The sequence below is a fragment of the Rhodococcus sp. IEGM 1306 genome (assembly GCF_036541985.1).
GTDB lineage: Bacteria > Actinomycetota > Actinomycetes > Mycobacteriales > Mycobacteriaceae > Rhodococcus_F > Rhodococcus_F qingshengii.
In genome coordinates this window covers 378,819-405,535 of record NZ_JAZHFF010000007.1, presented here as the reverse complement: position 1 = coordinate 405,535, position 26,717 = coordinate 378,819, and the positions used below count along the sequence as shown (strand labels likewise).

The 26,717-nt window shown below is 61.5% G+C and carries 28 protein-coding genes and 1 pseudogene; 13 read left to right on the top strand and 16 right to left on the bottom strand.

The genetic code is table 11. From position 1 onward, the window contains the following. Together V3587_RS22030 and V3587_RS22025 are read left to right on the top strand one after the other, a co-directional pair. Positions 1 to 180, top strand: a pseudogene (locus V3587_RS22030) (HNH endonuclease); the annotation flags it as partial. A gap of 99 nt (positions 181 to 279) precedes the next feature. Further along, positions 280 to 828 carry a hypothetical protein gene (locus tag V3587_RS22025; protein ID WP_283377164.1) on the top strand — a complete coding sequence of 183 codons (549 nt, stop codon included), beginning with the start codon at positions 280 to 282 and terminating at the stop codon, positions 826 to 828. A gap of 13 nt (positions 829 to 841) precedes the next feature. Here V3587_RS22025 and V3587_RS22020 read toward each other — a convergent pair whose 3' ends face one another. Then, positions 842 to 1,723 (bottom strand): DUF4190 domain-containing protein, encoded by an 882-nt coding sequence (locus V3587_RS22020; protein ID WP_047269436.1) that lies wholly within the window; start codon positions 1,721 to 1,723, stop codon positions 842 to 844. 175 nt (positions 1,724 to 1,898) lie between these two features. Here V3587_RS22020 and V3587_RS22015 point away from each other — a divergent pair, with 175 nt between their 5' ends. The 3 genes from V3587_RS22015 to V3587_RS22005 all read left to right on the top strand — a co-directional run bounded on the left by V3587_RS22015 (position 1,899) and on the right by V3587_RS22005 (position 4,727). Continuing rightward, positions 1,899 to 2,603 carry a TetR/AcrR family transcriptional regulator gene (locus tag V3587_RS22015; protein WP_065351514.1) on the top strand — a complete coding sequence of 235 codons (705 nt, stop codon included), beginning with the start codon at positions 1,899 to 1,901 and terminating at the stop codon, positions 2,601 to 2,603. Continuing rightward, complete coding sequence (locus V3587_RS22010; protein WP_050655985.1) at positions 2,600 to 3,337, top strand: SDR family oxidoreductase; 738 nt, start codon at positions 2,600 to 2,602, stop codon at positions 3,335 to 3,337. Before V3587_RS22015 ends, V3587_RS22010 begins: the two co-directional genes overlap by 4 nt. An 82-nt stretch (positions 3,338 to 3,419) precedes the next feature. Beyond that, on the top strand, positions 3,420 to 4,727 hold the full coding sequence (locus V3587_RS22005) for a serine hydrolase domain-containing protein (protein WP_218747855.1): 1,308 nt from the start codon (positions 3,420 to 3,422) through the stop codon (positions 4,725 to 4,727). 19 nt (positions 4,728 to 4,746) lie between these two features. Here V3587_RS22005 and V3587_RS22000 read toward each other — a convergent pair whose 3' ends face one another. The 3 genes from V3587_RS22000 to V3587_RS21990 form a co-directional block, all read right to left on the bottom strand. Then, positions 4,747 to 5,583, bottom strand: coding sequence for a DUF1206 domain-containing protein (locus V3587_RS22000; protein WP_003943056.1), 837 nt, complete (start codon positions 5,581 to 5,583; stop codon positions 4,747 to 4,749). 61 nt (positions 5,584 to 5,644) lie between these two features. Further along, positions 5,645 to 6,046, bottom strand: a complete 402-nt coding sequence (locus V3587_RS21995) for a hypothetical protein (protein WP_020971062.1) — start codon at positions 6,044 to 6,046, stop codon at positions 5,645 to 5,647. A 58-nt stretch (positions 6,047 to 6,104) separates the two neighbouring features. Continuing rightward, positions 6,105 to 7,076 carry a serine/threonine dehydratase gene (locus tag V3587_RS21990; RefSeq protein ID WP_037126245.1) on the bottom strand — a complete coding sequence of 324 codons (972 nt, stop codon included), beginning with the start codon at positions 7,074 to 7,076 and terminating at the stop codon, positions 6,105 to 6,107. 167 nt (positions 7,077 to 7,243) lie between these two features. Here V3587_RS21990 and V3587_RS21985 point away from each other — a divergent pair, with 167 nt between their 5' ends. Both V3587_RS21985 and V3587_RS21980 read left to right on the top strand, forming a co-directional pair. Further along, a complete protein-coding gene (locus V3587_RS21985; RefSeq protein ID WP_030536013.1) occupies positions 7,244 to 7,882 on the top strand; it encodes an NAD(P)-dependent oxidoreductase in 639 nt (212 codons plus the stop codon). A gap of 32 nt (positions 7,883 to 7,914) precedes the next feature. After that, positions 7,915 to 8,832, top strand: a complete 918-nt coding sequence (locus V3587_RS21980) for a nuclear transport factor 2 family protein (RefSeq protein ID WP_225320166.1) — start codon at positions 7,915 to 7,917, stop codon at positions 8,830 to 8,832. 36 nt (positions 8,833 to 8,868) lie between these two features. Here V3587_RS21980 and V3587_RS21975 read toward each other — a convergent pair whose 3' ends face one another. From V3587_RS21975 to V3587_RS21960, 4 genes are all read right to left on the bottom strand, one after another. After that, positions 8,869 to 10,035 carry an alkane 1-monooxygenase gene (locus tag V3587_RS21975; protein WP_030536015.1) on the bottom strand — a complete coding sequence of 389 codons (1,167 nt, stop codon included), beginning with the start codon at positions 10,033 to 10,035 and terminating at the stop codon, positions 8,869 to 8,871. 420 nt (positions 10,036 to 10,455) lie between these two features. Continuing rightward, positions 10,456 to 11,439 (bottom strand): ABC transporter substrate-binding protein, encoded by a 984-nt coding sequence (locus V3587_RS21970; protein WP_030536016.1) that lies wholly within the window; start codon positions 11,437 to 11,439, stop codon positions 10,456 to 10,458. A gap of 94 nt (positions 11,440 to 11,533) precedes the next feature. Continuing rightward, on the bottom strand, positions 11,534 to 12,391 hold the full coding sequence (locus V3587_RS21965; protein WP_050655982.1) for a helix-turn-helix transcriptional regulator: 858 nt from the start codon (positions 12,389 to 12,391) through the stop codon (positions 11,534 to 11,536). Continuing rightward, the gene (locus V3587_RS21960) at positions 12,388 to 13,332 is read right to left on the bottom strand and encodes a D-cysteine desulfhydrase family protein (protein WP_050655981.1); all 945 of its coding nucleotides are present in this window, start codon (positions 13,330 to 13,332) and stop codon (positions 12,388 to 12,390) included. Before V3587_RS21960 ends, V3587_RS21965 begins: the two co-directional genes overlap by 4 nt. 56 nt (positions 13,333 to 13,388) lie before the next feature. On the opposite strand from V3587_RS21960, the gene V3587_RS21955 reads away from it, so the two are divergent. Then, entirely contained in the window at positions 13,389 to 14,075 is a 687-nt protein-coding gene (locus tag V3587_RS21955; protein ID WP_050655980.1) for a dienelactone hydrolase family protein, read from the top strand. A 13-nt stretch (positions 14,076 to 14,088) separates the two neighbouring features. Here V3587_RS21955 and V3587_RS21950 read toward each other — a convergent pair whose 3' ends face one another. The 3 genes from V3587_RS21950 to kynB are packed head-to-tail and all read right to left on the bottom strand — an operon-like array spanning position 14,089 to position 17,568. After that, entirely contained in the window at positions 14,089 to 15,522 is a 1,434-nt protein-coding gene (locus tag V3587_RS21950; RefSeq protein ID WP_283377163.1) for an amino acid permease, read from the bottom strand. 52 nt (positions 15,523 to 15,574) lie between these two features. Next, a complete protein-coding gene (kynU, locus tag V3587_RS21945) occupies positions 15,575 to 16,840 on the bottom strand; it encodes a kynureninase (RefSeq protein ID WP_283377162.1) in 1,266 nt (421 codons plus the stop codon). Further along, positions 16,837 to 17,568: an arylformamidase gene (gene kynB, locus V3587_RS21940; RefSeq protein ID WP_116057772.1), complete on the bottom strand. Its 732-nt coding sequence runs from the start codon at positions 17,566 to 17,568 to the stop codon at positions 16,837 to 16,839. The genes kynU and kynB overlap by 4 nt, the downstream gene beginning before the upstream one ends. Before the next feature lie 137 nt (positions 17,569 to 17,705). Between kynB and V3587_RS21935 the strand changes: the two genes are divergently transcribed. Next, on the top strand, positions 17,706 to 18,197 hold the full coding sequence (locus V3587_RS21935; protein WP_007730865.1) for an Lrp/AsnC family transcriptional regulator: 492 nt from the start codon (positions 17,706 to 17,708) through the stop codon (positions 18,195 to 18,197). A 297-nt stretch (positions 18,198 to 18,494) separates the two neighbouring features. Further along, on the top strand, positions 18,495 to 19,256 hold the full coding sequence (locus V3587_RS21930) for a phosphotransferase enzyme family protein (RefSeq protein WP_283377161.1): 762 nt from the start codon (positions 18,495 to 18,497) through the stop codon (positions 19,254 to 19,256). 50 nt (positions 19,257 to 19,306) lie between these two features. Here V3587_RS21930 and V3587_RS21925 read toward each other — a convergent pair whose 3' ends face one another. From V3587_RS21925 to V3587_RS21905, 5 genes are all read right to left on the bottom strand, one after another. Continuing rightward, positions 19,307 to 19,933 carry an MBL fold metallo-hydrolase gene (locus V3587_RS21925; protein ID WP_007730862.1) on the bottom strand — a complete coding sequence of 209 codons (627 nt, stop codon included), beginning with the start codon at positions 19,931 to 19,933 and terminating at the stop codon, positions 19,307 to 19,309. Beyond that, the gene (locus V3587_RS21920) at positions 19,930 to 21,018 is read right to left on the bottom strand and encodes an S-(hydroxymethyl)mycothiol dehydrogenase (protein WP_283377160.1); all 1,089 of its coding nucleotides are present in this window, start codon (positions 21,016 to 21,018) and stop codon (positions 19,930 to 19,932) included. The genes V3587_RS21925 and V3587_RS21920 overlap by 4 nt, the downstream gene beginning before the upstream one ends. 148 nt (positions 21,019 to 21,166) lie before the next feature. Then, positions 21,167 to 22,429: a helix-turn-helix transcriptional regulator gene (locus V3587_RS21915; protein ID WP_047269429.1), complete on the bottom strand. Its 1,263-nt coding sequence runs from the start codon at positions 22,427 to 22,429 to the stop codon at positions 21,167 to 21,169. Between the two features lie 22 nt (positions 22,430 to 22,451). Continuing rightward, a complete protein-coding gene (locus V3587_RS21910; RefSeq protein WP_050655976.1) occupies positions 22,452 to 23,621 on the bottom strand; it encodes a DUF4185 domain-containing protein in 1,170 nt (389 codons plus the stop codon). Positions 23,622 to 23,740: 119 nt separating this feature from the next. Then, on the bottom strand, positions 23,741 to 24,445 hold the full coding sequence (locus V3587_RS21905) for a type 1 glutamine amidotransferase (protein WP_030536028.1): 705 nt from the start codon (positions 24,443 to 24,445) through the stop codon (positions 23,741 to 23,743). 131 nt (positions 24,446 to 24,576) lie between these two features. Between V3587_RS21905 and V3587_RS21900 the strand changes: the two genes are divergently transcribed. The 3 genes from V3587_RS21900 to V3587_RS21890 all read left to right on the top strand — a co-directional run bounded on the left by V3587_RS21900 (position 24,577) and on the right by V3587_RS21890 (position 26,706). Next, positions 24,577 to 25,080, top strand: a complete 504-nt coding sequence (locus V3587_RS21900; protein WP_030536029.1) for a PASTA domain-containing protein — start codon at positions 24,577 to 24,579, stop codon at positions 25,078 to 25,080. 129 nt (positions 25,081 to 25,209) lie between these two features. After that, entirely contained in the window at positions 25,210 to 25,986 is a 777-nt protein-coding gene (locus V3587_RS21895; protein ID WP_225320168.1) for an aspartate/glutamate racemase family protein, read from the top strand. Between the two features lie 36 nt (positions 25,987 to 26,022). After that, positions 26,023 to 26,706, top strand: a complete 684-nt coding sequence (locus V3587_RS21890) for a GntR family transcriptional regulator (RefSeq protein ID WP_003942830.1) — start codon at positions 26,023 to 26,025, stop codon at positions 26,704 to 26,706. Positions 26,707 to 26,717 lie beyond the last annotated feature (11 nt).

Sequence of the window (26,717 nt, the reverse complement as noted above, 5' to 3'; positions counted from 1 at the left end):
CCAACCGTCATGGACAACCTGGTCCTGCTCTGCCGAACCCACCACACCCTGATGCACCGAAAACCCGGATTCACCGGCAAATGGGAAATCCGAATGGGCACCGATCACCTGCCCTGGTTCATCCCACCACCGGGCATCGACCCCGACCGGAAACCCCGCCGCTCCACCACACGACTCTGAACCCGGAGGTCACCGAGCAAACGCCTCGGTGACCCATTCCGGCGTGCTTCGATAACCGGAAAGGGCGGCACGGTATCCCCTATTGCTAGCGTTGAGGGTGTGTTTGCACAGGGAACCAACGCGCTGACGGTAGACGGCCGACCGACGCTCGCGCATATCGATTTTGCCCTTATGGATTCCTATCGATTTCCCGACCGGCAGGGCTTCCCCGATTCATATCGCGCATTCATCAGGCACGCAGGTTGGGCGCGGACCTTCGGACTCTGGCTCATCTATCCGCCCGTCCTTCCCGGATTTGCCGACGGCTGGCAAGGGCGCGCCCGCAACCTCACCGCCCATCTTCATTCGGTCTACAGAGAAGGACAGGATGACGAGTTCGATTGGATGATCGAACCCGACGGCGATTGGTCACTCCCCGACTCGCTGCAGGTTTTCGGATGGAGCGAAAACGGTGACGCCCTCCTGTGGGACACAGCATCACGCGACACCGACGGAGAGTTTCCGGTTTGGGAATCACGCTGGTTCAACTCTCTCCACCGCCTCGGCGGGAGCATCCACGAAGCAGTACCGTCCATTCGCACCCGGGCTATGGGCCTGTTCGGACCTCGCACCTTCGACATCGAGCCACTCCAGCCCACCCAACTCTGACGCGCGACCCAAATTATCGATAGGCCGCGGACACAGCCACGAATACGACACCTACGACGACGACCAGCGACAGATAACCGAGAACGAGTCCGGCCACTGCCAATCCTCGCCCACTTTCGCCGGAACGGCGAATCTGGTTCAACGACACATGGCCCACTGGAATAGCAAGAACTCCACCGAAGATTCCAAGTACAAGTGCGACGATGGCCAAGGCATTCGTGCCGACCGCTGGTCGCGCTGGATAACGCGCTTCAAGTTGATCTGCGAGTACCGGAATCCCGTCCGATGTGAAGCCCACTTGTGCAAAAACGGGTCGGCCATCGGCGGTGTAGCCGACCACCCCAGGGAGCGGTGCCGCCACCTGCCTGACAGGCCCGAACGTCGAACGAAGGCTCCTCCCTAACAGCAGCGCCGCGGCCATATACAGCAACAGCCCCGCCACAGATCCGGCTATCCAGGCTCCACGAAACGCCGGCCCGTCGACGTCGAGGATCCTCCCCGCCGCCCTCACACCGGATCCTGCTGCACCGACCGCGATACTCAAATTCACTGCGCCAGGAATAACGGCAAGCATGGCAATGGCACCGACACCAAGCGACAATGCCGGGCCACCGCGACGCCGCCACGCCAACGAACTCATCAGCGCTGCAAACAAAGTCACAGCGGCGCCTAGAAGCCCAGTCACAAATCCGACAACGACTCCCGTCTCGAAGTCCCCACCTAGATGACGAGCAACCCACTGTGCCCAGGCCCGCGCGAATGGCGGCCCGAGCGTCAGCGAGACAACGACCGTTGCAACCGCAACGCACGCCACGACACTGATGACCCGCAGAATCCACCCCAGATAACCGAAATGCGAATTATTCTGCGCAACAGTAGTTTCCGAGTCGATCACCAGGATTCCTTCGTTCAGAGTGTGAGAACAGAACGGCTCTAGCCGTCACTCCACACAGAACCGTGGCCGGACCGGCTCACTCATCTGATCAAGTTCTGGCGCCTGTGTCTGTAGTTCGTTCGCACGACCAAACCGGCGATAGCAACGATTACATAGTTGTGTTAGCGTTGTTTTTATGAGCTCGAGAGCAAAGATTCTGGCCGCGGCAACCGAGCTGCTGAACACCTCCCCCAACGGCGACATATCCACCCGCGCCGTGTGCGAGATGGCCGGCGTCGGCGCCCCCGCGCTCTACCGTCAGTTCGGCGACAAGGACGGACTGCTCGCAGCCGTCGTCGAGGCGGGCTTCTTCGAATACCTCGAAGGCAAACGGGCTGCGACACCTTCCGATGACCCCGTTGCCGATCTGCGGGCCGGCTGGGATGCGCACACCGCCTTCGCGCTCGCGCATCCCGCTCACTACCGCTTGATGCACTCACCTTCCGCCCAGAGCGCCGACACCGCTCTGCAGGCCCAGGCGCTACTTCGATCCGTTCTCGAACGATGCGCTGCGGCAGGTGTTCTGACCGTATCGGTCGACGTGGCTACGCAGATGGTGATGTCCGCCAATGCGGGCGTCGCTCTGATGCTCGTCGTCAGGCCGGAACAGTACCCCGATCCGACGCTGTCACAGCGAGTTCGCGACGGAATCTTCGCGTCCATCATCGACGAATCCGACGCCCACCCGGAAACCTCACTCAACAGGGTTGCATCTACTCTCGACGCCCAACTGGCCGCCGCAGATTCAACTTCTCTCTCCGCCAACGAAGTCGGCCTACTACGAGAGTGGCTTCGCAAGCTGTCCGATGCAACTGAAACCAGTTCAGGAGTTACATCATGACTGACACCACCACCCGCGTCGCCATCGTCACCGGAGCTTCCGGCGGCATCGGGCGAGCGACTGCCGAGAAGCTCGCCGCCGACGGAATGGCTGTCGCCGTGCACTATTCAGGAAACATTCAACGCGCCCAGGAAACAGCTGACGCCATCGTCGCTGCGGGCGGTCGCGCCATAGCGGTGCATGCGGACGTCGCCGACGAAGGTGAAGTCGCCACACTGTTCGATACGGTCGAGGAGGAGTTCGGGGGCATCGACGTCGTCGTCCATGCAGCCGGAATCATGATTCTCTCCACCGTCGCAGAACTGAACTTCGACGATTTCGATCGGATGCATCGGACCAACGTCCGAGGGACCTTCGTGGTCGACCAGCAGGCAGCCAGACGTGTCCGGCGCGGTGGTGCGATCATCAATTTCTCCACCTCCGTGAAGAAGCTGGCTTTTCCGACTTATGCCGCGTACGCCGCCACCAAAGGTGCTGTCGACGCGATCACTCTGGTTCTCGCGAAAGAGCTACGGGGACGCGATATCACGGTCAACGCCGTAGCCCCAGGCCCCACGGCCACCGATCTGTTCCTTGACGGGAAAGACGAAGCTACAGTGGAGAACCTGTCCAAGCTGGCTCCCCTGGAACGCCTCGGCACACCGATGGACATCGCGGAGGCTGTCGCATTTCTCGCCGGCCCAGCTCGTTGGGTCAATGGCCAGGTCATCTACGTCAACGGCGGCGTGATCTAGCGAAACCATCGCCTAAGGACCACACCTTGGCAATTCCGACAAAACAGTCAAACCAGTCGACTTTGGTTGTAATGTGCAAACAATGGATAACCAGGATCGAGGGTCCGCCCGGACGTCACGACGACAGTTCATCAGCGTTGCAGGGCTGGCGGCAACCGCGGTCATAACCCTCGCGACCTCCTCGACCGCCGGCGCCGCCGGCCCCACGGCACCCAATCCAGGTTCGCGGGTCGGCGATCCTGCTGAAGCCCAAGCGGTGCAACGCGTCGCAGAGACACTGCTGAACAGCGGCGTTCCCGGCCTTGCCTTCGCTATCGTCAAACCGGATGAGAAGAACCGCAAGGCGAGTGTCACCACTACGTACCACTACGGCCAGGCCGACGTCGAAAACGGCGTGAGAGTCACTCCACGAACGCAATTCGAGATCGCCTCGGAGACCAAGACCTTCACCGCTGCACTACTGGCGAAACTGATCTCTCGGGGAGAAGTCGGATTGGACGACCTGGCGAGCAAGTATTCGGATGGCAACCCGCTGCCGAAAGGCATCGGCGGCGAGGAGATCACGCTTCGCCAACTGGTCACCCACCGTTCCGGCCTGAGCGACGACCCGCCCAATCTTTCGGCGGGGTGTGCCGATCCCACACGATCGTGCACGGACGAGAAGGCGAAGTACACCAGAAATATGCTCTGGAAAGGACTCCAAGACGCCGGCGCCTTGGAGTTCGCCCCCGGTAGCCACTGGCTGTACTCGGACTTCGGGTTCGGACTGCTCGGCACATTCATGGCCGACAAAATCATTCCGGGACAAGAGAAGCCACCATTCGCGGCGGCAGTCGCCCGCGAAATCACCGACCCGCTCGGGATGATGGGTACCGTGATCGAGACCAAAGCAACCGACCTTGCCGTTCCGTACCACCTCGACGGCACACGAGCGCCTCTGTGGAACAACACGGGTGCGATCGCAGGAGGGGGTGGGCTGGTCAGCACCGCCGAGGACATGTCGATTTGGGCTGCAACAACTCTCGGCTACGGAAACAACCCGCTCAAACCAGTCCTGACCTCGATGCTCGAGCAGATCGACACGCAAGCTCCGGAGAATCCTGCATTCGGAATGGGAATGGCGTGGCAGCTCCAACCCCCGACGCCGAACTTCCCACAACGGTTCGCCAAGAAAAACGGAGACAGCTCGGGATCCAACTGCATCACCCTGCTGGTTCCCGACAGCGGCTGGTCGATCACGATTCTGGCGAACGGTGGAAATGCGGCGATGATCGACCCTGCAGCCGTGAACCTGATGCATGATCTGGTTCCGAGACGACCCATATTCGGTAGCTCGACGGGAAGTTCGTCGGGCAGCGACGTCGGCTTCCAGACCGGGTCATTCGGATAGGCCCACTTGCCTACAGGCGCTACATCTTCGTCGAGCGCGCCATCACGAAGCAGTAGAGCCCGTAGGTGATGATGCCCAATCCGGCAAGGATCAGCAGCGCCACTCCGTACGGCTGCGCGCCCAGCGTCTTGAACGCTCCGTCGAGTCCGGAGGACTTGCCGGGTTCGGAACTGTTGACCGCAAGAAGAACCAGAATGCCGACTGCAGCGATGGCCAAGCCCTTGGCGACGTACCCGACGGTTCCGAGTCGGCGCACGAAGTTGCTGGGTGTGCCTTTCAGATCATCGAGGAAGTTCTGGCTCGCGCCCTTGTACACGTGGTACACACCAACGGCGATGATCGCGATCCCGCCGATCACCAATGCGATAGTTCCAAGCGTGTTCTCCATCAAACGCGCCGTGATCCCCGCACTCTGACCGCTGCTGGACTTCCCGCTACCGCGGGCGAATCCGAATGCAGTGAAAGCAAAACCGAAATAGACGAGCGAAATGCCCAGAGCCTTTGCGCGGTTGAAGAACTCTTTCTTCTTGTCGTCAGAGGACGGCGACGACGAGCTTCCCAACGCAGCTTCGGCCAATCTCCACAACGCCATGGCAAGGAAGGCCACGACGCCGACCCACAGAGCGAAGACACCCCCTGGCTTTCCTGCCAACTCGGCCATCGCACCCGATTGGTCCGCAGACCCGGATCCACCGAGAGCAAGGCGGATCGCGATATATCCGATCAGCAGATGAACCACACCGCTGACGACGAATCCGGCACGGGCAAAGCGCTCGAAGACATTGTTCTGTGCGACGTCAGCCGCCGTGGACGCGACGCTCTTCTGGTCGTGCGGTGACGATTCTTTATTCATCATGATCGTCGAACCATATACGGGCAGACGCTTCCCTCGAACGCCTGCATCAAGTGTTTCGAGATCAAGGGTTTCGAGGGTTCTGATCCGGCGTCGACCGCGGTTCTTCGGGGTTGGGAACCTTGGGGTCGATCGTGTCTGCATGATCTCGTTGCTGGTTCAGTTCCTCGCGAGAACTCGTCGCCTCTTTCCGATGCTGCGCTGCATGATGTTGCAGCGCAGACGCTTCCGCCGCTTTGGCGTCGGCCTCTGCCTGCACCATGCGCGCTTTGGCTGCTGTCTCTTCTGCCCGCGCCTCGCGCTCGCCTACTTGCAGTGACTTGTCTGCGACGTCTTCGCGGATCTGTTCTGCCTCGATGTGACGACGCTCGTCACGCCTGTTTCGCGCCACCCACAGGAGTGCGGCCACGATCGCTATCACCACGACCACGGCAACAATTATCCAGATAATGCTGCTGGTACTCATACTGCGAGAGGTACCCACCTGCGACTTTCTCACACGCAGGCAAACAAATACGCTGAAATTACAGGTCGGTCGGATGTGTGTTGGCTCCGCATAAAACCACGCACAGTTCACCGTCGGACGGCGGCGACACCGTTCCGTTCAGAACCGGAGCCAATGCTGCTGCGGTTCCCAACTCCACCAGAATCCGGAACTCCCGCCACAGGAATGCCCGCGCCTGTCGGATCGAATCATCTTCGACCACAACACTGTCTACCGAACTCTCATGCAGTGTCTCCCAGGCGATGGCACCAATTCGTGTAGCCCCCAACGAGTCTCCGGCGATACTGTTTACTTCGATATCCACCGGACGCCCCGCATCGAGCGAGGTGTGCAAGGTGGCAGCTCCGGTCGGCTCGACGGCTACCACGTGATCTTCGGGACGAGCCGCCGCGACGATTCCAGAGACCAATCCGCCGCCGCCGACTGCAACGCAATACGTGATCGGTCCGGATGCGTCGTCTTCGAGCTCGAGAGCGATGGTGCCGGCCCCACTGACGATGTCGGGCAGGTCGTAGGCATGCAGTTCGAGCGCACCGCTGGTGCGTGCGATGTCCGCCGCAGCGGCAGCAGCGAGTGCATACCGGTCGCCTACCTTGTGAACGGTTGCACCCAACTCTCCGAGAGCCTTCACCTTGGCATCAGGCGCTGTCTCCGGCACCACCACTGTGCAGGTGAGTCCTCGTCGCCGCGCTGCCCACGCGGCCCCGATTGCAGCGTTGCCGCCAGACGCGATCACCACGCCGGCATCGGGCATGGTGCCGTCGGCGACCGCTCGTTCCACTGCATTGAGACTGCCGCGCACTTTGAAGGAACCGCCGTGCTGGAGGTACTCGAGCTTGAACAGAACCGGTACCTCACCCTGTGGCGTCGGTAGCGCAGTGCGAAAGATCGGAGTACGCCGCGCCAGTCCCGCGATACGAGTCCGCGCAGCTTCGACGTCCGAGCGCTCGATTGCCACTGGACCTGCATTGTTGTCGGCGGTGAGAGTCATGTACCAACCCTACGGTTCGCAACGTCGACCCGAAGCAGTCGGCCCATCGTCATCATGATGTCTGTTTTTCACCAAGGAATGCCCGCATCTGACCGAGACAATGCACCTCGGGGTGAATAAATTTACTACTACAAGCACAACGACGACATCAAGGAAAGGCACACCCCATGTCGAAGATCGCAGTATTCGGTGGAAACGGTTTTGCAGGAAGCGCAATCGCGAAAGAAGCCGCTTCACGCGGCCACGAGGTAACCGTCGTCGCTCGCAGCGCGCAGTCCGGAACCGACACGAATGTCGTGCAGGGTTCTGTTCACGACAACACGATCGTGGAGCAGATCACGGCAGACAACGACGTCGTTGTCGTTGCCATCCCCGCTCGCGAGATCGACGGCAAGCGCCTGCTCGACGCCGTCACTCCCCTCGCAGATGCCGCCGCACGCAACGGTGCTCGCATTGCCGTAGTCGGTGGCGCCGGCAGCCTGTTGGTCTCCGAGGGTGGGCCACGCGTCGTCGACACCCCCGACTTCCCGGACGCATACAAGGGTGAGGCACTCGCTCACGCCGACGTCCTCGATGCGCTCCGCGCGACCGACAGCAATGTCGACTGGTTCTACGTGAGCCCGGCCGCTGCGTTCGGTGCCCATGCCGGCGTCGCCCCGAAGGGATCGTTCCAGTTGGGTGGCGACATTCTCCTGACGGACGCCGAGGGCAACTCCGCCATCGCGGGCGAAGACTACGCACACGCTTTTGTCGACGAGATCGAGACTCCGGCCCACCGTCGCCAGCGTTTCACCGTCGCACACTGAATATGAGCAACCTTCGTAGGCGCGCAGCCTGGATGACTGTTCCCGCTGCCGCCGCACTCCTGCTCACCGCGTGCTCCAACGACGCGGAATCCGCAACGCCCAGCAGTTCTACGACGTCCACGAGCGTTGTTGCCGAACAGGGCGATCAACTCGAATCCAACAAGACCGTCGTCACGGACTTCTACGAACTGGCGTTCAACGGCCGTCAGGTTCAGCAAGCCGCCGACCGGTACCTTGGCGACGTCTACATCCAGCACAACCCCACCGCCGCCGATGGGGCAGCCGGATTTGTCAGCGGCATAGGCGGTTACGTCGAGGCCACACCCGGATTGCATGCCGAGATCACTCGCGTTTTCGCCGAGGGCGATCTGGTTGCCCTCCAGTCCCACACCACGTCTGCACCCGGCGACCGCGGCCAGGCGGTATTCGACATCTTCCGCGTCGACAACGGCAAGATCGTCGAACACTGGGATGCCATTCAAGACGTGCCGGAAACGTCCGCGAATCCGAACACAATGTTCGACGGACCCACCTCGTCGCCGTCCAAGTCGTCAGAAGTCTTGGAGCGCAACACGGCCAACGCGTTGACGTTCCTGCAGCTCGCCTTCAACGAAGGCAAAGCCGCCGAGGCTGCCGACCAGCTGGTCGGTCCGACCTACACGCAGCACAACCCCTCGTTCGCTGACGGCAAGGACGCATTTGTCACCGCACTGGCCGGGATCGAACCCGTTACCGAAGACAAGGCCACCAAGTTTCCACGGACGGTAGCCGAGGGCGACTTCGTCTTTGTTCAGACCTTCGCTTCGTCCGGTGAGGGAACGGCCGGCAGCGGCTCGATGGACATCTTCCGATTCGACGAGAACGGCAAAATCGTCGAGCATTGGGACGCCGTCCAGGACTACCCGTCGACGACTGCAAGCGGCAACACCGTGTGGGACGACGGTCGCTGAGACGGCAACTCCGAACAGTTCAGAGAGGGATGCGGATCAGCCGACGTTGATTCGTTCTGTGTCGCCGTCGTAGTAGTCCAACAATCTCTGATCCATCACCCGGCGCCACAGCGGTGGAATCCACGCGATCACGATCATCACTGCGTAGCCGGCCGGAAGTTGCGGCGCTTCGGCCGCGCTACGCAGACTTTGGTACCGCAGCTTCGGGTTGGCGTGGTGATCGCTGTGCCGCTGCAGTTGGTAGAGAAACAGATTGCTCACGACGTGATCGCTGTTCCAACTGTCAGCGGGGCTGCAGCGAACGTACGAGCCGTCGGCACGCTTGCCACGCAGCAGGCCGTAATGCTCGAGGTAGTTCGCGGCTTCGAGGAAGGTGAATCCGGCAACTGCCTGCAGCAGGAGCCAGGGCGCGACCTCCCAACCGAAGATACCGATCAGCGTCGCGAAGAGGACAACACTCATCGCCCAAGCGTTGAGAATATTGTTCTCGAAGCTCCAGGTTCGTTTGCCTTTCCTCTGGAGTCGAGCGCTCTCGATGCGCCATGCCGAACGCAGCCCGCCGAACACACTTCGTGGCAAGAACCTCCAGAAGCTCTCACCGAACCGTGAGCTGGCCGGGTCCTGCGGAGTAGCTACACGCACATGGTGGCCGAAATTGTGTTCCACGTAGAAGTGCCCGTAGAGAGATTGCGCAAGCGCCACTTTCGCGAGCCACTGTTCGATCTTCTCGCTCTTGTGGCCGAGCTCGTGGGCCGCGTTGATACCGACGCCGGCGACGACGCCCACCGTGAACGACATCGCGATCTTCTCCGCGATTCCCATCGGAGCGTTGATCCAGCACCAGCAGGCGAAGACCAGACCGGCGTATTGCAAGGGGAGGAACGCGTAAGTGCACCAGCGGTAGTAGCGGTCCTTCTGCAGTCGTGGGATCGCATCGTCCGGCGGACTTTCGCCGTCTTCACCGGCCAGCATGTCGATGATCGGGATGACGATGACCAGTAGCCACGCGCCGGTCGCCCAGAACAATCCGAGACGAAGGTTGTCGACGAGAAACCAGGAGATGAACGGGCTGAGTGGAATCAGCAATCCGAGCGGCCACAGGTACCTCTTGCGGTCGCGCCAGCGCGGATTTTCGCCGGACGGCGAGTCGGTGTTCTGGACAGCGTTCGATTCGGTACGCCGTGCGTCGGAAGTCGCTGTCATTCGCCGATCTCGCCTTTCGTCCCCTCGAACGATTCGCCCCACGCACCGTTCACGCTCAGCAAACCAGAACTAATGTCCGGACGGGTATGGTCCCGAAATCCAGAGCGCCCTGCTCGAAAGACGGCACGAGCGCTTGTACTCACCAAAAACTCCCCCGCACATCACTGCTCACCCCGACAGTAGATACGGACAAAATACCCCACGGATCTGCGGGGATGGCGACCACCTCCGCACGTCGCCGAGGATCGATGATCCCTGCCAAGGCAAGGTCGAACCGCGTCGCCCTCGTCGAAGTAACGGTAACCGGCAGTGACAGAAATCATAAGCAGAGGACAGGATTTCCGCTCGTAGTGGCGACCAAAAAGACTGCGCGCCCTCAACTGGTCAGTTGCGGGCACGCAGTGAAAAGGTGAGCAAGCGTCAGAGCGTTGCAAACACCTTCGTTTTCACTTCGTTCAGCCAACCGTTCGCGGTCACGAAGTCTGTGACGCTCGACTGCAATCCGAAGACGTGCCCGGCCTGCGCCGCCGGCAGCCTCGTGAAGAGGTTGTCGTCGAGGACCGCCTGAACCGCCGCACTGGTCGACCCGTCCGCGTTCAGCGGATACAGCACGACCGTCACGCCGTTCAGGATGTCGGCCAACTGCTCCATCGGATAGGACGCGTATCCGGCATCGGTGTAATTGGTCGGAACACCGGGCCCGTACGCCAATCCGAGTTCGTTGACCACCAAATTGCCGATCGCACCGGTGGGCTGCTGAACCGAGAAAGCGCCGGGCGCGTCTCCGAGTGAAATGTGAATCCACTTGTTGGTCGCGATCACGTCGGCGTACTCGCCACGGACACGTTCGAGATTCTCTTCGTAAGCAGTCCGCGTCGACTCGAGCACGTCGGTCTTGCCAATTGCCTCAGCAAGCTCGGTGGTGATCTTCTTCCAGTCGCCTCGGCTCTCTCCCTTGACGATGACGGTGGGTGCAATGCCGGACAGACGGTCGAACGCCGCTTGGTCCACCTCGTCGGCGTCGCCGACAATGATGTCGGGATCCGCCGCAGCGATCGCTTCGAAGTTCATTTCCCCGAAAGGCCCGATGGTCGGGAGCCCGTCGACGAAGGCCTGCTGCTCCGGCGTGAATTCACTGATCCACTTGCCGTAGTCCTGCACAGCAGCCGGTTTCACTCCGAGAGACATGAGCTGCCAAGGAGTGTCGTACGACGCGGCGACGACGCGCTCAGGTGAAACCGGCACCTCGATGTCCCCGTACGCCGACGCGACGGTCCGGACGTCCGTCTGCTCGGAGTCGGCCGACGACGAGGAACAGCCGGTCACCACCATCGCACCTACGACGGCAACCGCCGCCGCTGCGATGACTCTGGAACCGAAAGAAAATGATCGAATTGCGCGCACGCAGAACTCCTACAGGGTGATTGTTTAGCCAACCCTAAGTTCATTCTGCGGCACGGCACAAGTCCGATCGAGGCGCTTAGAGTCGCTGTTCGGACTAGTCCTGTAGCCAATCGGTCATTGGCGCGCGCGGATGATCGATCAGGCTTGCAAACTCCCCCGGTGTCACGCCCATCGTTCGACGAAAAGCCGCACCGAACGCGCTTTCGGAACGAAAACCCGTCTTCCGCGCCACAAACGAGATGCTTCGACCGAGTGCCAGAAGTTGCATCGCGTGATGAGCCCGCAATCGCATACGCCATTCCGAGAAGGTCAATCCGGTCTCGGCCGGAAACCTTCGTGTGAGTGTCCTCGTACTGACCTTCGCGTCGGTGGCCCACTCCTCGACCGATCGGGTGTCGGCCGGGCTGGCGACCAACTGATCTGCGATCTGCCGAAGCCACGGCGTCGTCGGCAGCGGTACATCGAAAATCAGTCGTGGAACGGGTTCGACGAGATCGATGGCAAACGCCTCGGCTCGCCGACGCGCCGCGTCGGTCAGGTCGTCTCGGGTGAGGTGATCGAGTACTTGTTCGAGCAGTGGAGGGGTGGACAAGGCCACCACACGATCCAACCCGGTCACATCGGATGCCACCAACCACGTGCACGACAATTCTGTGCCGCTGCGCGCTGTCACCTCGTGGGGAACAAAGGACGGGATCCACAGACTGACTCCGCTCGGCACCGTGTACACAGTCTCCGGAGTACGGACCTCGAGAACACCGTCGATCGCCCACAGCAATTCGTGATCGCTGTGGCGGTGCATCTCCCACGTGTAGTCGGAATCGACGGCCAGCCGATTGGTCGCCAACCGCAAGTACCCGTCGGCACTGACGCGCAGCGGTCGAACGACGCGTTGCCACTCGGACAGTTCGTCGAGCGGACTGCTGAGCGGGTAGTCGATCTGCTCGCTCACCGCAGCGTCGACAGTTCGGGATGTCCGAACAGGCCAGGCAACCCACCGGTGTGCAGGAAGACCGTTTTTGATCCCGCCGTGATGGCTTCGTCCTTCACGAGTTGGATCAATCCCGCAAAGGCTCGGCCGGTGTACGTCGGGTCGAGGAAGATGCCCTCCGTACGAGCCAATAATCGAATCGCGCCGGCTGATGCTTCCGTGAGCGTCGAATATCCTTGTCCAACTTGGTTTCGCAGGATCTGAAGATCTGCGGCTCGCATAGCCGGACCAGGCATCTCGTCCAACAACCCAGCGACAGTCGACACCGGGTCGGCAACAGCCCCGACGTCGACGCCCACAACTCTGTCGACGCCCAGATGCGCGACAAGGCCTGCCATCGTTCCACCCGATCCGAGTGCAACCACGACGCGATCGACGCCGGCGAGTTGCTGTTCGATCTCGCGTGCGCAGTCCACGTATCCCTGCGCAGCCACCGCGCTGGTACCACCGAAGGGAATGACAAAAGGTACACCGCCCGAGTCCGCGACGGCCTGCACCGCGGCGTCGAGCGCGGATGCCGTGTCCCCACCGGCCCAGACGATCTCAGCGCCCGCGAGTGCATCCAGAACGAGATTTCCCTGCGCGGATTCCGGCTCGGCACCACCGAGCACCAGCACACAACGCAATCCCAAACGGGCTGCTGCCGACGCAGTCAAGCGAGCGTGATTGCTTTGCGGCGCACCGGTAGTGATCAGAGTCGTCGCGCCGACGGCCAAAGCCTGAGCGCAGGTGTACTGCAGCTTTCGGATCTTGTTGCCGCCGCCGCCCAGGCCAGTGACGTCGTCACGTTTGATCCACAGATCTTCCGGCCCCAATCCGAGTGCCTGCGCGCAACGCGCCAGAGGTTCGACGGGCGTCGGCCAACTGCCCAAGCTGATCGGCGGAACGGCGGAACTCAACATTTGACGAGTCTAGTTCGACCGTGCACCTACAGGCTGGGCTCGCATACAGTCGGGACATGGGAACTTTCACGACGACCACACGTGATGTACCGCTGACCGTCAGCCGACCGGATTCGCCGAGTGAACCGAGACATGCGGTAGTAGTTCTCCAAGAAGCGTGGGGCGTGAACCAACACATCGAGAGCATCCTCGAACGCCTCGCCGATGCCGGCTACCTTGCCGTCGCCCCGCATCTCTACCACCGCGGCGCACAGACCTCCTTCACCGACTTCCCGTCCGCGAAGGATGCGCTCATGGCACTCGACGGCACAAGCATCGGCCACGACGTACGTGCCGCCGTCGACTACAGCCGATCCGAGGGAGCAGAGAAAGTCGGCTCCCTCGGATTCTGCATGGGCGGCACCGCATCCCTGTGGTGTGCCGCCGTACCCCTCGTCGATTCCGCTGTCACGTACTACGGTGGCGGCGTTGCAGAAGCCCGATGGGATGGGATTGCCGCAGGCACCGAACTTGCAGCGCAACTGCAGGTCCCGTGGCTCGGTCACTACGGCGACCTCGATCCCAGTATCCCGCCGGAGAGCGTCGAGCAATTGCGCGCAACCGCGTCCGATCTCGCCCGGGTGTACCGTTATTCCGACGCCGGCCACGCGTTCAACAACGACACTTCGACCAGCCACTACGCCCCGGATTCTGCTGCCCTCGCCTGGACCCGCACTATGGAGTTCTTCAACGAAACCCTTTGATTGCCAGCGCGAGTCAGGGCACCCACTTGACCACCGTGCCGGTGATCTCGTCCTGAACCTGCTCAGCCGTCACCGCTCGACTCTGTGCCCGACGTGAGCGGGTGAAGTAGTAGATGCCGATCACGGCGAGGACAAACGGTACTCCGAACACCAAGGTCATCTTGAAATCCTCGACCCACAACGTCGTGACGAGGATCGCGACCATGAGGACACCTCCCAGTATCGTCCCCACCGGGAAGAACGGAATCGTGAAGGAGAGTGTCCGTCCTTCGCTCGCCATCCGCTTGCGAAAGAACCAGTGCGTCACGAAGATCAGCAGCCACGTCGCCATTGCCCCGAACATCGACAGCGAGATCATCAAGGTGAATGCCTGCTCGGGAAAGAGAACGTAGACGATGGTTGCGACGGCGATACCCGACGTCGACAGCAGCAAGGCATTGACCGGTGAGCCGTTGGCCCTGACCTTGCCGAGAATGGCCGGCGCGTCACCAGCACGGGAGAGCGAGAACATCATTCGCGAAGACACGTACAGCTGACTGTTCATCGCGGACAGCGCGGCAATGATCACCACGAAGTTCAGCACGCTGTCTGCGCCCGGAATCTTCACGACCTGCATCACCGTGACGAAAGGGCTTCCGCCGCTCAATATCTTGTCCATCGGAGCGATTGCCAGAATCAAGGCAAGCGTTGCGATGTAGAAGACGAACAGTCGGACGATCGTCACACGGAATGCCTTCTTCACCGCCACTGCCGGGTTTTCCGCCTCACCGGCCGCAATGGCGATCATCTCGATGCTCAAGTAGCTGAAGATCGATACGATCACGGCAAACCACATGCCGGACAAACCATTCGGGAAGAATCCGCCACCGGCCGTGTAATTGTGGAATCCGTAGTCCGGGTTTCCGCTACCGAACACGACGTACGCTGCCATCACGATGAACGCCACGATCGCGAAGACCTTGATCGTCGAGAACCAGTACTCCATCGTTCCGAAGGCCTTGACGTTGAACATGTTCACGCCGATCAGCACTCCGGAGAACAACACGATCCACAGCCACGACGGTACGTCGGCGAACCAGAACTGCATGTATTCACCGATCGCGGTGACCTCGGTCCCGACCGCGAGGACGATGCATGACCAGTAGAGATAGCGAACGAGGAAGCCGATCAACGGTCCGACGTAGAATTCTGCGTACGCACCGAACGAACCTGATGTCGCATGTGCAACAGTCATTTCGGCGAGGGCACCCATCAGCAGGAGGGCGATCAACCCGCCGATCGCGTAACTGATGATGACGCTCGGGCCGGCAAAGCCGATGGCGAACTTACTGCCGAGGAAGAGTCCGGTGCCGATTGCACCGCCGAGCGCGATCATGCTCATCTGCTTGGGGCCGAGTTCGCGTTTGAGACCTGATTCTCGCTGCTGAATGTTTTTGAAATCACTCATGAAAGCTCCTTGCGAAAGGCGGTACCTCCCGGTCCGCGGAAACTTGGAAGAATCAGGTGACTGCGTCGCGCTCGCGGAATTCGGGGCGATCCCAGGACTTGTTCTCGAGGATGTCTCGCAACACGTCGACGGCGTTCCACACGTCGGCGTATCCGAGATAGAGCGGAGTGATACCGAACCTCAGCACTCCTGGTTCGCGGTAGTCGCCGATGACGCCCCGCGCGATGAGAGCCTTCATGATGGAATAGCCCTCGGGATGAACAAAACTCACGTGCGAGCCACGACGCTCGTGCTCGCGCGGCGTGATCAACTCCAAACCGTAGGCAGCGCAACGCTCCTCGACGAGGCTGATGAAGAGATCGGCCAGCGCGAGCGACTTGCTGCGGATGTCGGCCATGTCAGCTTTGAGCATGATGTCGAGACCACATTCGACGAGAGACAACGACGTGATGGGTTGAGTACCACTCAGAAACCGTCGTATTCCTGCGCCCGGTTCGTAGGCCGACTCCATCGCGAACGGTCGCGCGTGCCCCCACCACCCGGACAGCGGCTGGATTCCGGTGTTCTGATGGCGACGGTTGACCCAGATGAATGCAGGTGAACCCGGACCGCCATTGAGGTACTTGTACGTACACCCGACCGCGAAGTCGGCGTCGGCTCCGCTCAGATCGACAGTGACGGCGCCGGCCGAGTGTGCGAGATCCCAGATTATGAGGGCGCCACGTTCCTGCACTGCTGCAGTGACTTCCGTCATCGCATACAGGTTTCCGGTGCGGTAGTTGACGTGCGACAACATCACTACGGCGGTGTCCGGTCCTACTGCTTCGGTGACGTCGCCCGGTTGGTCGATCAGGCGTAGTTCGTATCCCTGATCGAGCAGCGAGATGATGCCCTCCGCAATGTAGAGGTCAGTGGGGAAATTGTCTCGCTCGGAGACGATCACCTTCCGGCTGGGATCCTGTGCAGCCGCGATGGACAGCGCGGAGGCCAATGCCTTGAACAGGTTGATCGACGTCGAATCCGTTACTACCACTTCGCCTTCACCTGCTCCCAGCAACGGGGCAAGTTTGTCACCGAGGCGGACCGGGAGGTCGAACCATCCAGCCTCGTTCCAACTGCGAACCAAGCCGTTGCCCCACTCGTCGCCGATCACTCTCGCGGCGCATTCCTGCGCGGCAATGGGACGCGCGCCGAGCGAGTTTCCGTCGAAGTAGAGAACGCCCTCCGGAATCGCGAACTCGCGGCGGAACTCCCTCAGGGGATCCACTGCGTCGGCCTTGACGCAGTCTTCCAACGAAAGTGTGGTTGTCGATGTCATGACGATTCTTCTCCTGCATGTGTCGGCGTTGAGGGTGATGAAGGCAGAGTCCGGAGCACGGCCCGTACCGGGCTGGCATCGAGGTCGAGGAACTTCAGCGGCAGTGCGATCAACTCGTAGTAGCCTTCGTCGACGTCGTCGAGGCAAAGTCCTTCGAGGATCGCGACGCTACGATCGCTTGCCGCGTGGTGCCCGTCCATGGTCTTGCTGTCCATCGGATCGAACGAGGCGCCGTCGATTCCGATCAGAACTCCACCGCGGTCGGCGAACCAGTGGGTCAGCTCCGGAGATACACCGGCGAAGTCGTTGTCCCACTCGCGCGGGTACTTCGGGTACGTCCTCAGAATCAGCCGCTGCGGCAGATGTCCGCCGAGTCGCTCCACCGTCTCTTCGACGGGCCTGATGCAGGCGGCACCGTCGACCCCCGTCATGTCGACCACCAGTGCTTCGCCGAGATAGGGATCGAGGGGAACGGAACCAATGGTCGCGCCGTCGATGCGAGTGTGCGCCGGCGCATCGGCGTGAGCACCGATATGCGGAGTGGTGGTGATTCGGTTGATGGTGACGGCGTCACTGCCGCCGAGGTCGGACGTGACAGCGCGGGTGAAGGCGGTATCGCCTGGCCACACGGGCGTCGATTCGGAGATCGGCGGGCTGATGTCGATCAACCGCGCCCTCCAGTCGCCCGTGTGTCCGTCGCCCGCGTGTCGGCCGATCCTCGGAAGCATCCAGACCCCTTCGTCGCAACAGTCGACTGTGTCGATCTCGACCGTTTGATAATTCGATGTGTTTGGCAAAAGCTAGGATCATCGACGGGCGCGGTCAATAGATGCTGAATATTTTCGCGACGGCAGGGAGAAATCGGATGATAAATGCGATCGAACGGGCAGCTGCCGCAGCTCGGCCGAATCATGTTCGGCTCGACGACGTCGATACAGCGATTCTCCGCGAACTCGTCCGGGATGCACGCATCCCCAACAATGCACTCGCCGAGAAGGTCGGGATAGCGCCGTCGACCGCTCTGGCGCGGATGCGTGCGCTACGCGAATCGGGCGTCATCAAGGGGTTTCACGCAGACATAGACCTCGAGCTACTCGGCCTCGAGATCTCGGCGATGGTGTCGATTCTGATTCACTCCCACGCCAGGAGCCGGATGACGGAAATTGCCGAGCACCTGAGCGGATTGGATTCCGTTCAGCGAGTGTTCCTGATGAGTGGGGACCGTGATCTCCTGGTACACGTGTCGTGTGAATCCCCCACTCGGCTTCGCGATTTCGTCAGCGCGCACCTCAACGATCCGGCCATCGCCAATACCCAGACCAACCTGATCTTCAGCGAACTGAGTCAAGGCGGCTGAACTGCAGCTGTCGCCAAGGCGTCTTCGAGTGCTTCCGAGATCGGCACCTCGATTCGAACTTCTCCCCACTAGAGTCGAACAGCATGTTGCCACTCGGGTTGTCCATGCTCTGGGAATCGGTGGAGCCGGAAGCCGCATTGAAGCAGCGATTCGGATTCAACAGCTTCCGCGCAGCCACCCATTGGGTCTCGGCGGTACTCGAGCAGACTTGGGGATTGACGGCCCTCGAATGCTCGCGAATGGCGATCAGTGACCAGAACGCGATCGTGTGGGTTGCGAGCGACCGCGGTTGGGCTGGTGGTGAAGTGGTCGCGCGCCACAGAGCGCTTCGCGAACCTGGAGGCGTCGACGCGACTGCTGAGCGCACTCGCCGGGCAGGGTGCGCCCGTTCCGTCGCCAATCACTTCCCTGAACGGATTGGACCGGGAAACACTGCTGGACCGGGAAACACTGGAAGGGCCTTCGTGCGCAGTGTCATTCACCGTACTGCCGGAGTTGGCGGGAGATTGGTTGGACGTGCAAGACCGCGCGGCGGTCCGTTCGGCAGGAGCATGTCTGGCAGAAATACACCGAACGCTCGGCGCCACCCATGTCGACGGATCGGTTTTCTCGTCGCGCAGCACCGGGTTGAAGGAGCGCATCGGTGGTTGGCTCGAGAATTTCGACCGCGGGTTCGCGCCTGAGGCAACGCGTAGGCTCGTGGGCCTCCTGGCGCGTGCGTCCGAGCTCGATGACCAAACACAACTGGTACACAACGACTTCCGTGCAGCCAACATCTTGACTCGAAACTCTCGGACCACCGGAGTACTCGACTTCGACGACGTGGTGATCGACCACCGGGTGAGCGACCTGGCCAAGGCAAGCGTCTATCTGGGCACCCTGTTCACCGATTGGCGACCGACACCGATCGCGGTACGGCAGAGCCTGCGCGCCGGCTACGAATCCGTCCGTCCCCTCAGCCGATCCGAGACAGAATGGTTCGAGATCCTCGAACTGTGGCACGGCCTGATGGCGATCCCGGGTGAGAACGACACCGCCGGTTGGGCATCAGCGTTGTGACAAAAGTGGGGGACGCCGGTACCGGCGTCCCCACTTCGCTTCTGATCACATCAGGATCCGGCGCGGATCCATTCTTCGAGATGCGGCGCCTCGGTACCGATCGTCGTGCCGTCGCCGTGACCGGTGTGAACCTTGGTCTCGGCGGGGAGCGCGAACAGCTTGTCGCGAATGGACCCGATGATGGTCGGGAAGTCTGAGTACGACCGCCCCGTTGCGCCGGGTCCACCGGAGAACAAGGTGTCGCCGCTGAACAGTTCCCCCGCCTCGGGCAGGTAGAGGCAGGTCGACCCCGGGGAATGGCCCGGTGTGTGGATGGCCAGAATGTCCGTACCCGCCACAGCAATACGCTGATCATCTTCCAAGCTCAGATGCTTCACCCCGGGGTGAGTCATCTCCCAGAGGACATCGTCGGCCGGGTTCAGGTAGATCGGAGCGTCGAGTTTCTCGGCCAGCTCCGGCGCAACGGTGACGTGGTCGTTGTGGCCGTGGGTGCAGACGATTCCGATCACCTTGCGTCCACCGACAGCGTCGATGATCGGCTGCGCGGTGTGAGCTGCGTCGACGATCACCACTTCGTTGTCGTCACCGATCAGCCAGATGTTGTTGTCGACGTCCCATGTTCCGCCGTCGAGGCTGAACGTGCCCGAGGTGACGACGCGATCGACTCGCAATGTCACAGGACCACCACCGAACGGAGAACCTCGCCGCGGTGCATCGTCTCGAATGCCTTCTCGACCTCGTCGAGCTTGATGCGCTCGCTGACGAACTTCTCGAGCGGCAGACGCCCATGCTGGTACAGGTCGACCAGAACGGGGAAGTCACGCTCGGGCAGGCAATCGCCGTACCACGACGACTTGAGGGCTCCGCCGCGCGAGAAGAAGTCCACCAGCGGCATTTCCAGCTTCATGTCCGGCGTCGGAACTCCCACCAGCACTACGGTTCCCGCGAGGTCGCGGGCGTAGAACGCCTGCTTCCAGGTCTCGGGACGGCCGACTGCGTCGACAACCACGTCGGCGCCGAAACCTCCGGTCAGCTCCTGGACCGCTTCGACGACGTCGTCGACCTCGGTCGCATTGATCGTGTGCGTGGCACCAAGTTCCGTGGCCCACTCCAGCTTTCGAGGATCCCGGTCGATGGCGATGATGGTATTGGCACCGGCCAGGCGTGAACCCATGATCGCTGCGTCGCCGACGCCGCCACACCCGATCACGGCCACCGAATCACCGCGTCCGACGTTGCCGGTGTTCATCGCGGCACCCATGCCGGCCATGACGCCGCAACCGAGCAGTCCGACGACAGCCGGATCGGCCGAGGCGTCGACCTTGGTGCACTGGCCTTCGTGAACGAGCGTCTTGTCTGCGAATGCGCCGATGCCGAGTGCCGGCGTCAGTTCGGTGCCGTCTTCGAGCGTCATCTTCTGCTCGGCGTTGAAGGTGTCGAAGCAGTACTGCGGGCGGCCACGCTTACACGCACGACACTGCCCGCATACGGCACGCCAGTTGAGCACGACGAAGTCGCCCACCTCGACGTGAGTGACACCGGGGCCGACGCTCTCGACGATGCCCGACGCCTCGTGCCCGAGCAGGAACGGGTACTCGTCGTTGATTCCGCCGTCGCGGTAGGTCAGATCGGTGTGGCACACACCGCACGCTGCAATGGCGACCACTACCTCGTTGGCGCCGGGATCGGGAATCGTGATGGGGACGATTTCGACGGGGGCACCCTTGGATCGGGCGATGACGCCGCGTACCTGCTGTGGCATGGCTTTGCTCCTGGCTTCGTGCGATTGAGGACGTGTCGTCACATGGCGCCGTGTTTTCACATTGCGATATGTGCACTCGTTGAAAGGTTAGCCCGAAGCAGGTGCCCGCAACCCTGGTCGAACTGACTGACCGACCTGGCCGAAAGGACTAGGGCGCGGGCTTCACGCCGGCCTCCGCGCCCGCGGCGGCCGCCGCACCCCGACTCTCGACGCCCAATTTTCGCAGGACCCCGGCAACATGAAACTTGACTGTGCTCTCACTGACGCCGAGTCGCTCCGAGATTGCCTTGTTGCGCCGTCCGGCCACCAGATGCTCGAGTACCTCGAACTCCCGCGGAGCCAGTTCCGTCAGGACGTCGCGGTTCGGTAGGGCGACGGGCGCGTCGAGCGGGATGGTTGCGCTGATCCGGTTCCCCCACCCGGGCGTCGACTCGGATTCGACGGTTCCACCCAAAGTCTCTACCCTCGAACGTAATTGGCGTTCCACGTCGATCACGTCGGCTTCACCACCACCGTCGTCGCGGATGTCGATCGAGAGCGAAGCCGCGTCGAGGGTCCAGGCCACCCGGATTCGCGAGAGCGTCTGCTGATCCGACAAGGCCAAGACCGCGCCGCGGACGACCGCGCGGGCGCCGTGCGCCACTTCACCGGGTAACCCACGCCCGTCGACGGGTGGCTCCACCAACTCCAACGCGATTTCCCGATGCTTGAGCAGCGAACGCAATTCACCACGCATCCGCGCAAAAGCGGTGGTGGTCGACTCTTCGGCCAACTCGCGGTGCACGTCGACGGCCGAACGCAGGCCGATCAGAGCCGAGGCCGCAGTCTCCCTGGCCGAGGTTCGCGCACGTGTGTCGTCGAGATCCGCCGAGCGCAGCGTCGCCAGCATCGTCTCGAGGGTGGCCGCATGCACCTCCGTCATCTCTGCCACGGTGCGTGCACGCTCGGACGACGCTGCCCGCGACTCGGCGAGATATGCCGGGCTCGCGTTCCGGACCTGGAGCTGAATTCCGGTTGAAGTCACCGCGAACAGTGCCTGGATCAATTCGAGGGATGCTGTCTTCACCGGTACGGGGTGCGGTGTCAAAACGAGAAGCGTATCGGTTCGATCAAGCATCGCAAGCACTTCACGATCCCGGCCGGCGATAGCGCATTTTCCCCGAAATATCTGTCCGACAGTGAGATCCGTACGGATACGGTCGAGTTCGGCGATGGTCACACGATCGACGACGGCTGGATCCCCAGCGACCTTGCGCGGCCTACCGGTGCATTCACGGGTGAAGATCACCAGGGAAGTGTGCGGCGCCATGTCCGCGATCAACGTCGAAAATCGTCGGCCGATTTCGGGAAGTGGTCCCACCAACACGTCTCGAAGGGCGGTGATCAGTAGCGCATTGTCGGTGGTGCTCACCGTTCAACGATAACCATCCGGTTCACTGGTGCAGCGTGGTCTTCATGAGCATCACGTTGTAGTCGGACCACGTGGTGGCGAGAAAGTAGAGGTCCTGCCCCTGCGACCAGGGGTGCATGTACGCGCCGTAGAGTCCCGGAACCGCGTCGGTGCCGATCACGACGTCCGGTGCGCTCCACGGGCCGGTCAGGTCCGAGGCCGTCCGCAGCACCAGCGCTCCCCACTCGTTGGAGTACATCGCGACGAACTTTCCGAGATAGTTGTTGTACTGCACCGACAGTTCGCTGACATCCCCGTCGAGAACTACTGCAGCGGCAGCAGGATTGTTGGGGACCCATGCCTTTCCGTCCCAGTATTCGTACGCCGCGACGTCCGCGATGGAGGCTTCCTTGACTCGCGAGAGACGCCCCTCGCCAAAGCGTCCGGCGGGGGTGCCGAAGTTGTAGACGTAACCACCGTCTTTGACGAAGGACCCCATCTGGAAGTTGTCGTTACCTGTCAACGGCAGATTGGGCCGGGACGAGGCCGGTTCGATCTGCCAGGTCTCACCGTTGTCGTGCGAGGACGCGATCTGCGAGAAGTTGGTGACCCACTCGCCCGACCCTCCCCACGAACGTATCGACATGTAGTTGACGTACTGAACGCCGCCCACGGAGATACCCGTCGTCGGAATGCTGCTGGTTTCGACGCCGGTGACTTTCAGACTTCCGATGATCTCGCGCGAGTGATTCGGTCGGTCGGTCGGCGAGGAGTCGATGTTCATGCCGTCGGACAGATTTCCGTCCGAGCTACGGAACAGGACGTTGCTGCGCCAGTCGCCGACCACCCCGGAGCACAGAGGGTCAGATCCGATACCGACGGTGTCACCGAAAGCTGTCAGGACCTGACCTGCGCCGTTGTCCCACATGATGCCCAGATCCGTGCCGAGAACGTTGAACCGCTCGACGGTTTGGTTGGGGCTCAGCGCGCCCGTGATGTACTCGACCGCCGAGGTGCGGCCTTGCAATTCCGGCAGTTTGCCATCCGTGCCGTTGAGCCAGGGAATCGGATTGGTCGGCCCACCTGATTGATCCAAGCTCCCGGTGACATTGCAATCCCACGGGGATGCATTGGCCTGGGTCGCCCCCAAGACCGCGGTCGACGCGAGTACACACGTCACTGCTGCTGTCGATATCTTCCGCATCCGGCGCATCGCTCCCCTTTCGCGGGGGAGATCCGGACTCTACGAGGTGTGTTGCTCGACCGGATCGGTTCATCCACCCACGAGAACACAAGGTAACAGGTAAATCGGTCAATCAGGACGAAACGGGCTTATTCGGTGGAGATGGATTTCAACCATTTCTCCATCACGGCTGCGGCAATCTCGAGCCCCTGCGACTCGGCTGCACTCAACTGCTGCATGAAGATGCGCGGACCGTCCGCTCCCAGCGAAGCATGCAGCGAATCGCGGTACTCGGCCAGTTCCATCCATTCGCGCGCCACCGCGGAGGACGCTTCGAGGTGAAACTGAACGGCGTAACTCTGCTTGTATCGGAAGAGTTGATTCGGATACTTGGCTGAACCAGCGAGCCGCACCGCGCCGTTCGGAATGTCGAAGGTATCCGAATGCCATTGCATTGCAGGAAATGTGGAGGGCAGATCTCCCCACACGGGATCTTGCCGGCCCTCGACAGTCAAGGTGATCTCCTCAACTCCGACTTCAGGCACAGCGCCCGTGTAGACGCGAGCACCCAGCGCCGCGGCGAGCAACTGCGAACCCAGACACACTCCCCACACCGGGACGTCGCTCTCGACCAGATCGCGAATGTATTCGATCTCGGATGCCAACCACTCGACCTCGCCCTGATCGCCGACGCCCATCGGCCCGCCCATCACGATCACGGCGTCGAACCGTCGATGTGCCGGAAGCGGGTCGGTGCCCAGAAGAACAGTCTGCACGTCTCCGTAGCTCTCCAGGACAGGCGAATACGCCGCTGGGGGTTCACACTGCGCGTGTCGTAGTTCCAGAAAATGCATGTAGGCAATTCCTCTCGAATCCGGTGCCGAAAGCCTATGGTTCTATTCGACATAAGGCACATCGACGGCGTCGGATGTGCTCTGCGCTCGAATCTCCGCTTTCATCGCCCCTTTACCGACAAGGAACGTCTGTGCGCGCACCACACCTCTTTTCGACATCGATTCGCCCGCCCTCAACTGCCGTTCGCATCGGACTCAGCGCATTCGCCTTGGCGTCACTTGCCGCGTGCTCAGGAACAAGCACCGACAGCGAGGCCGAATCAACATCCACCGCGACCACCACTGCAACCTCGACAACTCAACCCACGACGACTCAGGCTCCATTGACCACCTCGGTGATCGGTACGACGAATTCTCCACTGGCCACGACCCCAGTCGCCGCGGAAGTGACGCCCGCTGCAGCTCCCGCGGTCATGCCCAACGTCGTGTGCATGAATCTTCAAGACGCACAGGACACCATTCAGTCGGCCGGAGTCTTCTTCTCCAGAAGTGCTGACGCAACCGGCGCGGGTCGACGCCAACTGGTCGATTCCAACTGGATTGTCGTCGATCAGACACCCTCTGCCGGAAGTCCTTTCGGGGAAATCGAAGCCGTGCTCTCGGCCGTGAAGATCGGCGAACCGAACCCCTGCTGATCGGCTGAGTTCTCGAACTTCGCAATTCCGGGAACACTGCGCCTTACTTGACAACTACCTCCGACCTCCTTCACTGTAGTCAACATTACGAGTATCCAATATATTGGATGCGAAAGGTTGGATTGCAACATGAAGGTGCCACGAATACGGCAGAGCGCCAGCTCTCCGGCGTCCATGAGCGACCCCGTCATCGGAATACTCGGAGGCATGGGGCCCGCCGCTACTGCCGACTTCTACTCCAAACTCGTTGCGCTGACACCAGGTTCGACGGATCAAGAGCACCCCAAAGTTGTCATCTGGGCCGATCCCACCGTTCCCGACCGGACATTGGCACTCACCGAGAACGGCCCTGACCCCACTCCGTGGCTGATCCGCGGTGCGCGCGTTCTCCGAGAGTCGGGCGCGACGACGCTCGCCATCCCATGCAATACCGCCCACGCCTTCCTGCCCGCCATCTCGTCCCAACTGGGACTTCCCGTCGTCCACATGATCGACGAAGTCGCTCGGCACATCCGGACGCTCTCACCCGCCGTCACATCCGTCGGACTATTGGCCACCACGGGGACGGTCCGCACCGGGTTGTATCAACAATGGCTGTCGGAATACTCGATCGACGTCCTGGTGCCCGGACCTGCGATCCAGGACGAACTGGTGATGCCGGCGATCCGAGCAATCAAGAGCGGCAACGTCGGAGACGAGACCACCGACAAGCTCGTCAGGGCCGCTGATCTTCTCGTCGAATCGGGCGCGCAGGTCGTCGTGGCCGGGTGCACCGAGATTCCGCTCGGACTGCCCGCCGACGCCACAACCTGTCAGATCATCGATCCGGCAACAATTCTCGCCCGCGCTCTGCTCCGGCGGGTTGCGGATGCCCGGAGACACCCTTCGATGGTCGTTTCGGGCTGACCTGCAGCAGGGAGGCTGCAGAGTACGATATCCAGTATGTTGCGTGGCGGTAAACCGGTTGAGCGAGCACGAATGAGCGACATCGCTCTCGAACGCATTCGCGAAGCGATCGTCACCGGTGAACTGGCGCCGGGCTCGAAGATCAAGGACAGCGAACTCGCCGAGTATCTGGGACTGAGCAGAACTCCAGTCCGCGAAGCGCTCGCAAGGCTGGTCGACACCGGACTCGTGGAAGCGAAACCTGGTGCGTACACGCGCATCACCACCCTCGACCGCGGCGACGTCGAGGCAACACTCGCAGTCATCGAAGCTCTCGACCAACTGGCCGTCGTCACCGCTGTACCGAATCTCACCGACGAGATGATCGGGGCGATGCGTTCGGCCAACAAGGACTTCGCTGCCGCCGTCAAGCGAAACGACATAGGCCGAGCCCTGACCGCTGACGATCGCCTACACAGCGTCATCATCGATGCTGCGGCGAATCCGCTGTTGAAGAAGCTGATTCACCAGGTTCACCCACAAATTCACCGCATCTACTACCGCAAGTTCTCGAGCCTCCTCGGGAGCCAGGACTCCGTCGATCATCACAACAGACTGATCAAGCTGTGCGCAGACCACGATGCCGAGGCGGCAGCGACGCTGTCAGCCGAACATCGACGCCATCTCGGCGGGCTGATCGGCGAACTTTTCGACGCCGACGAGTTCGCGCTCTCGGACTGACCGAGTCCGGG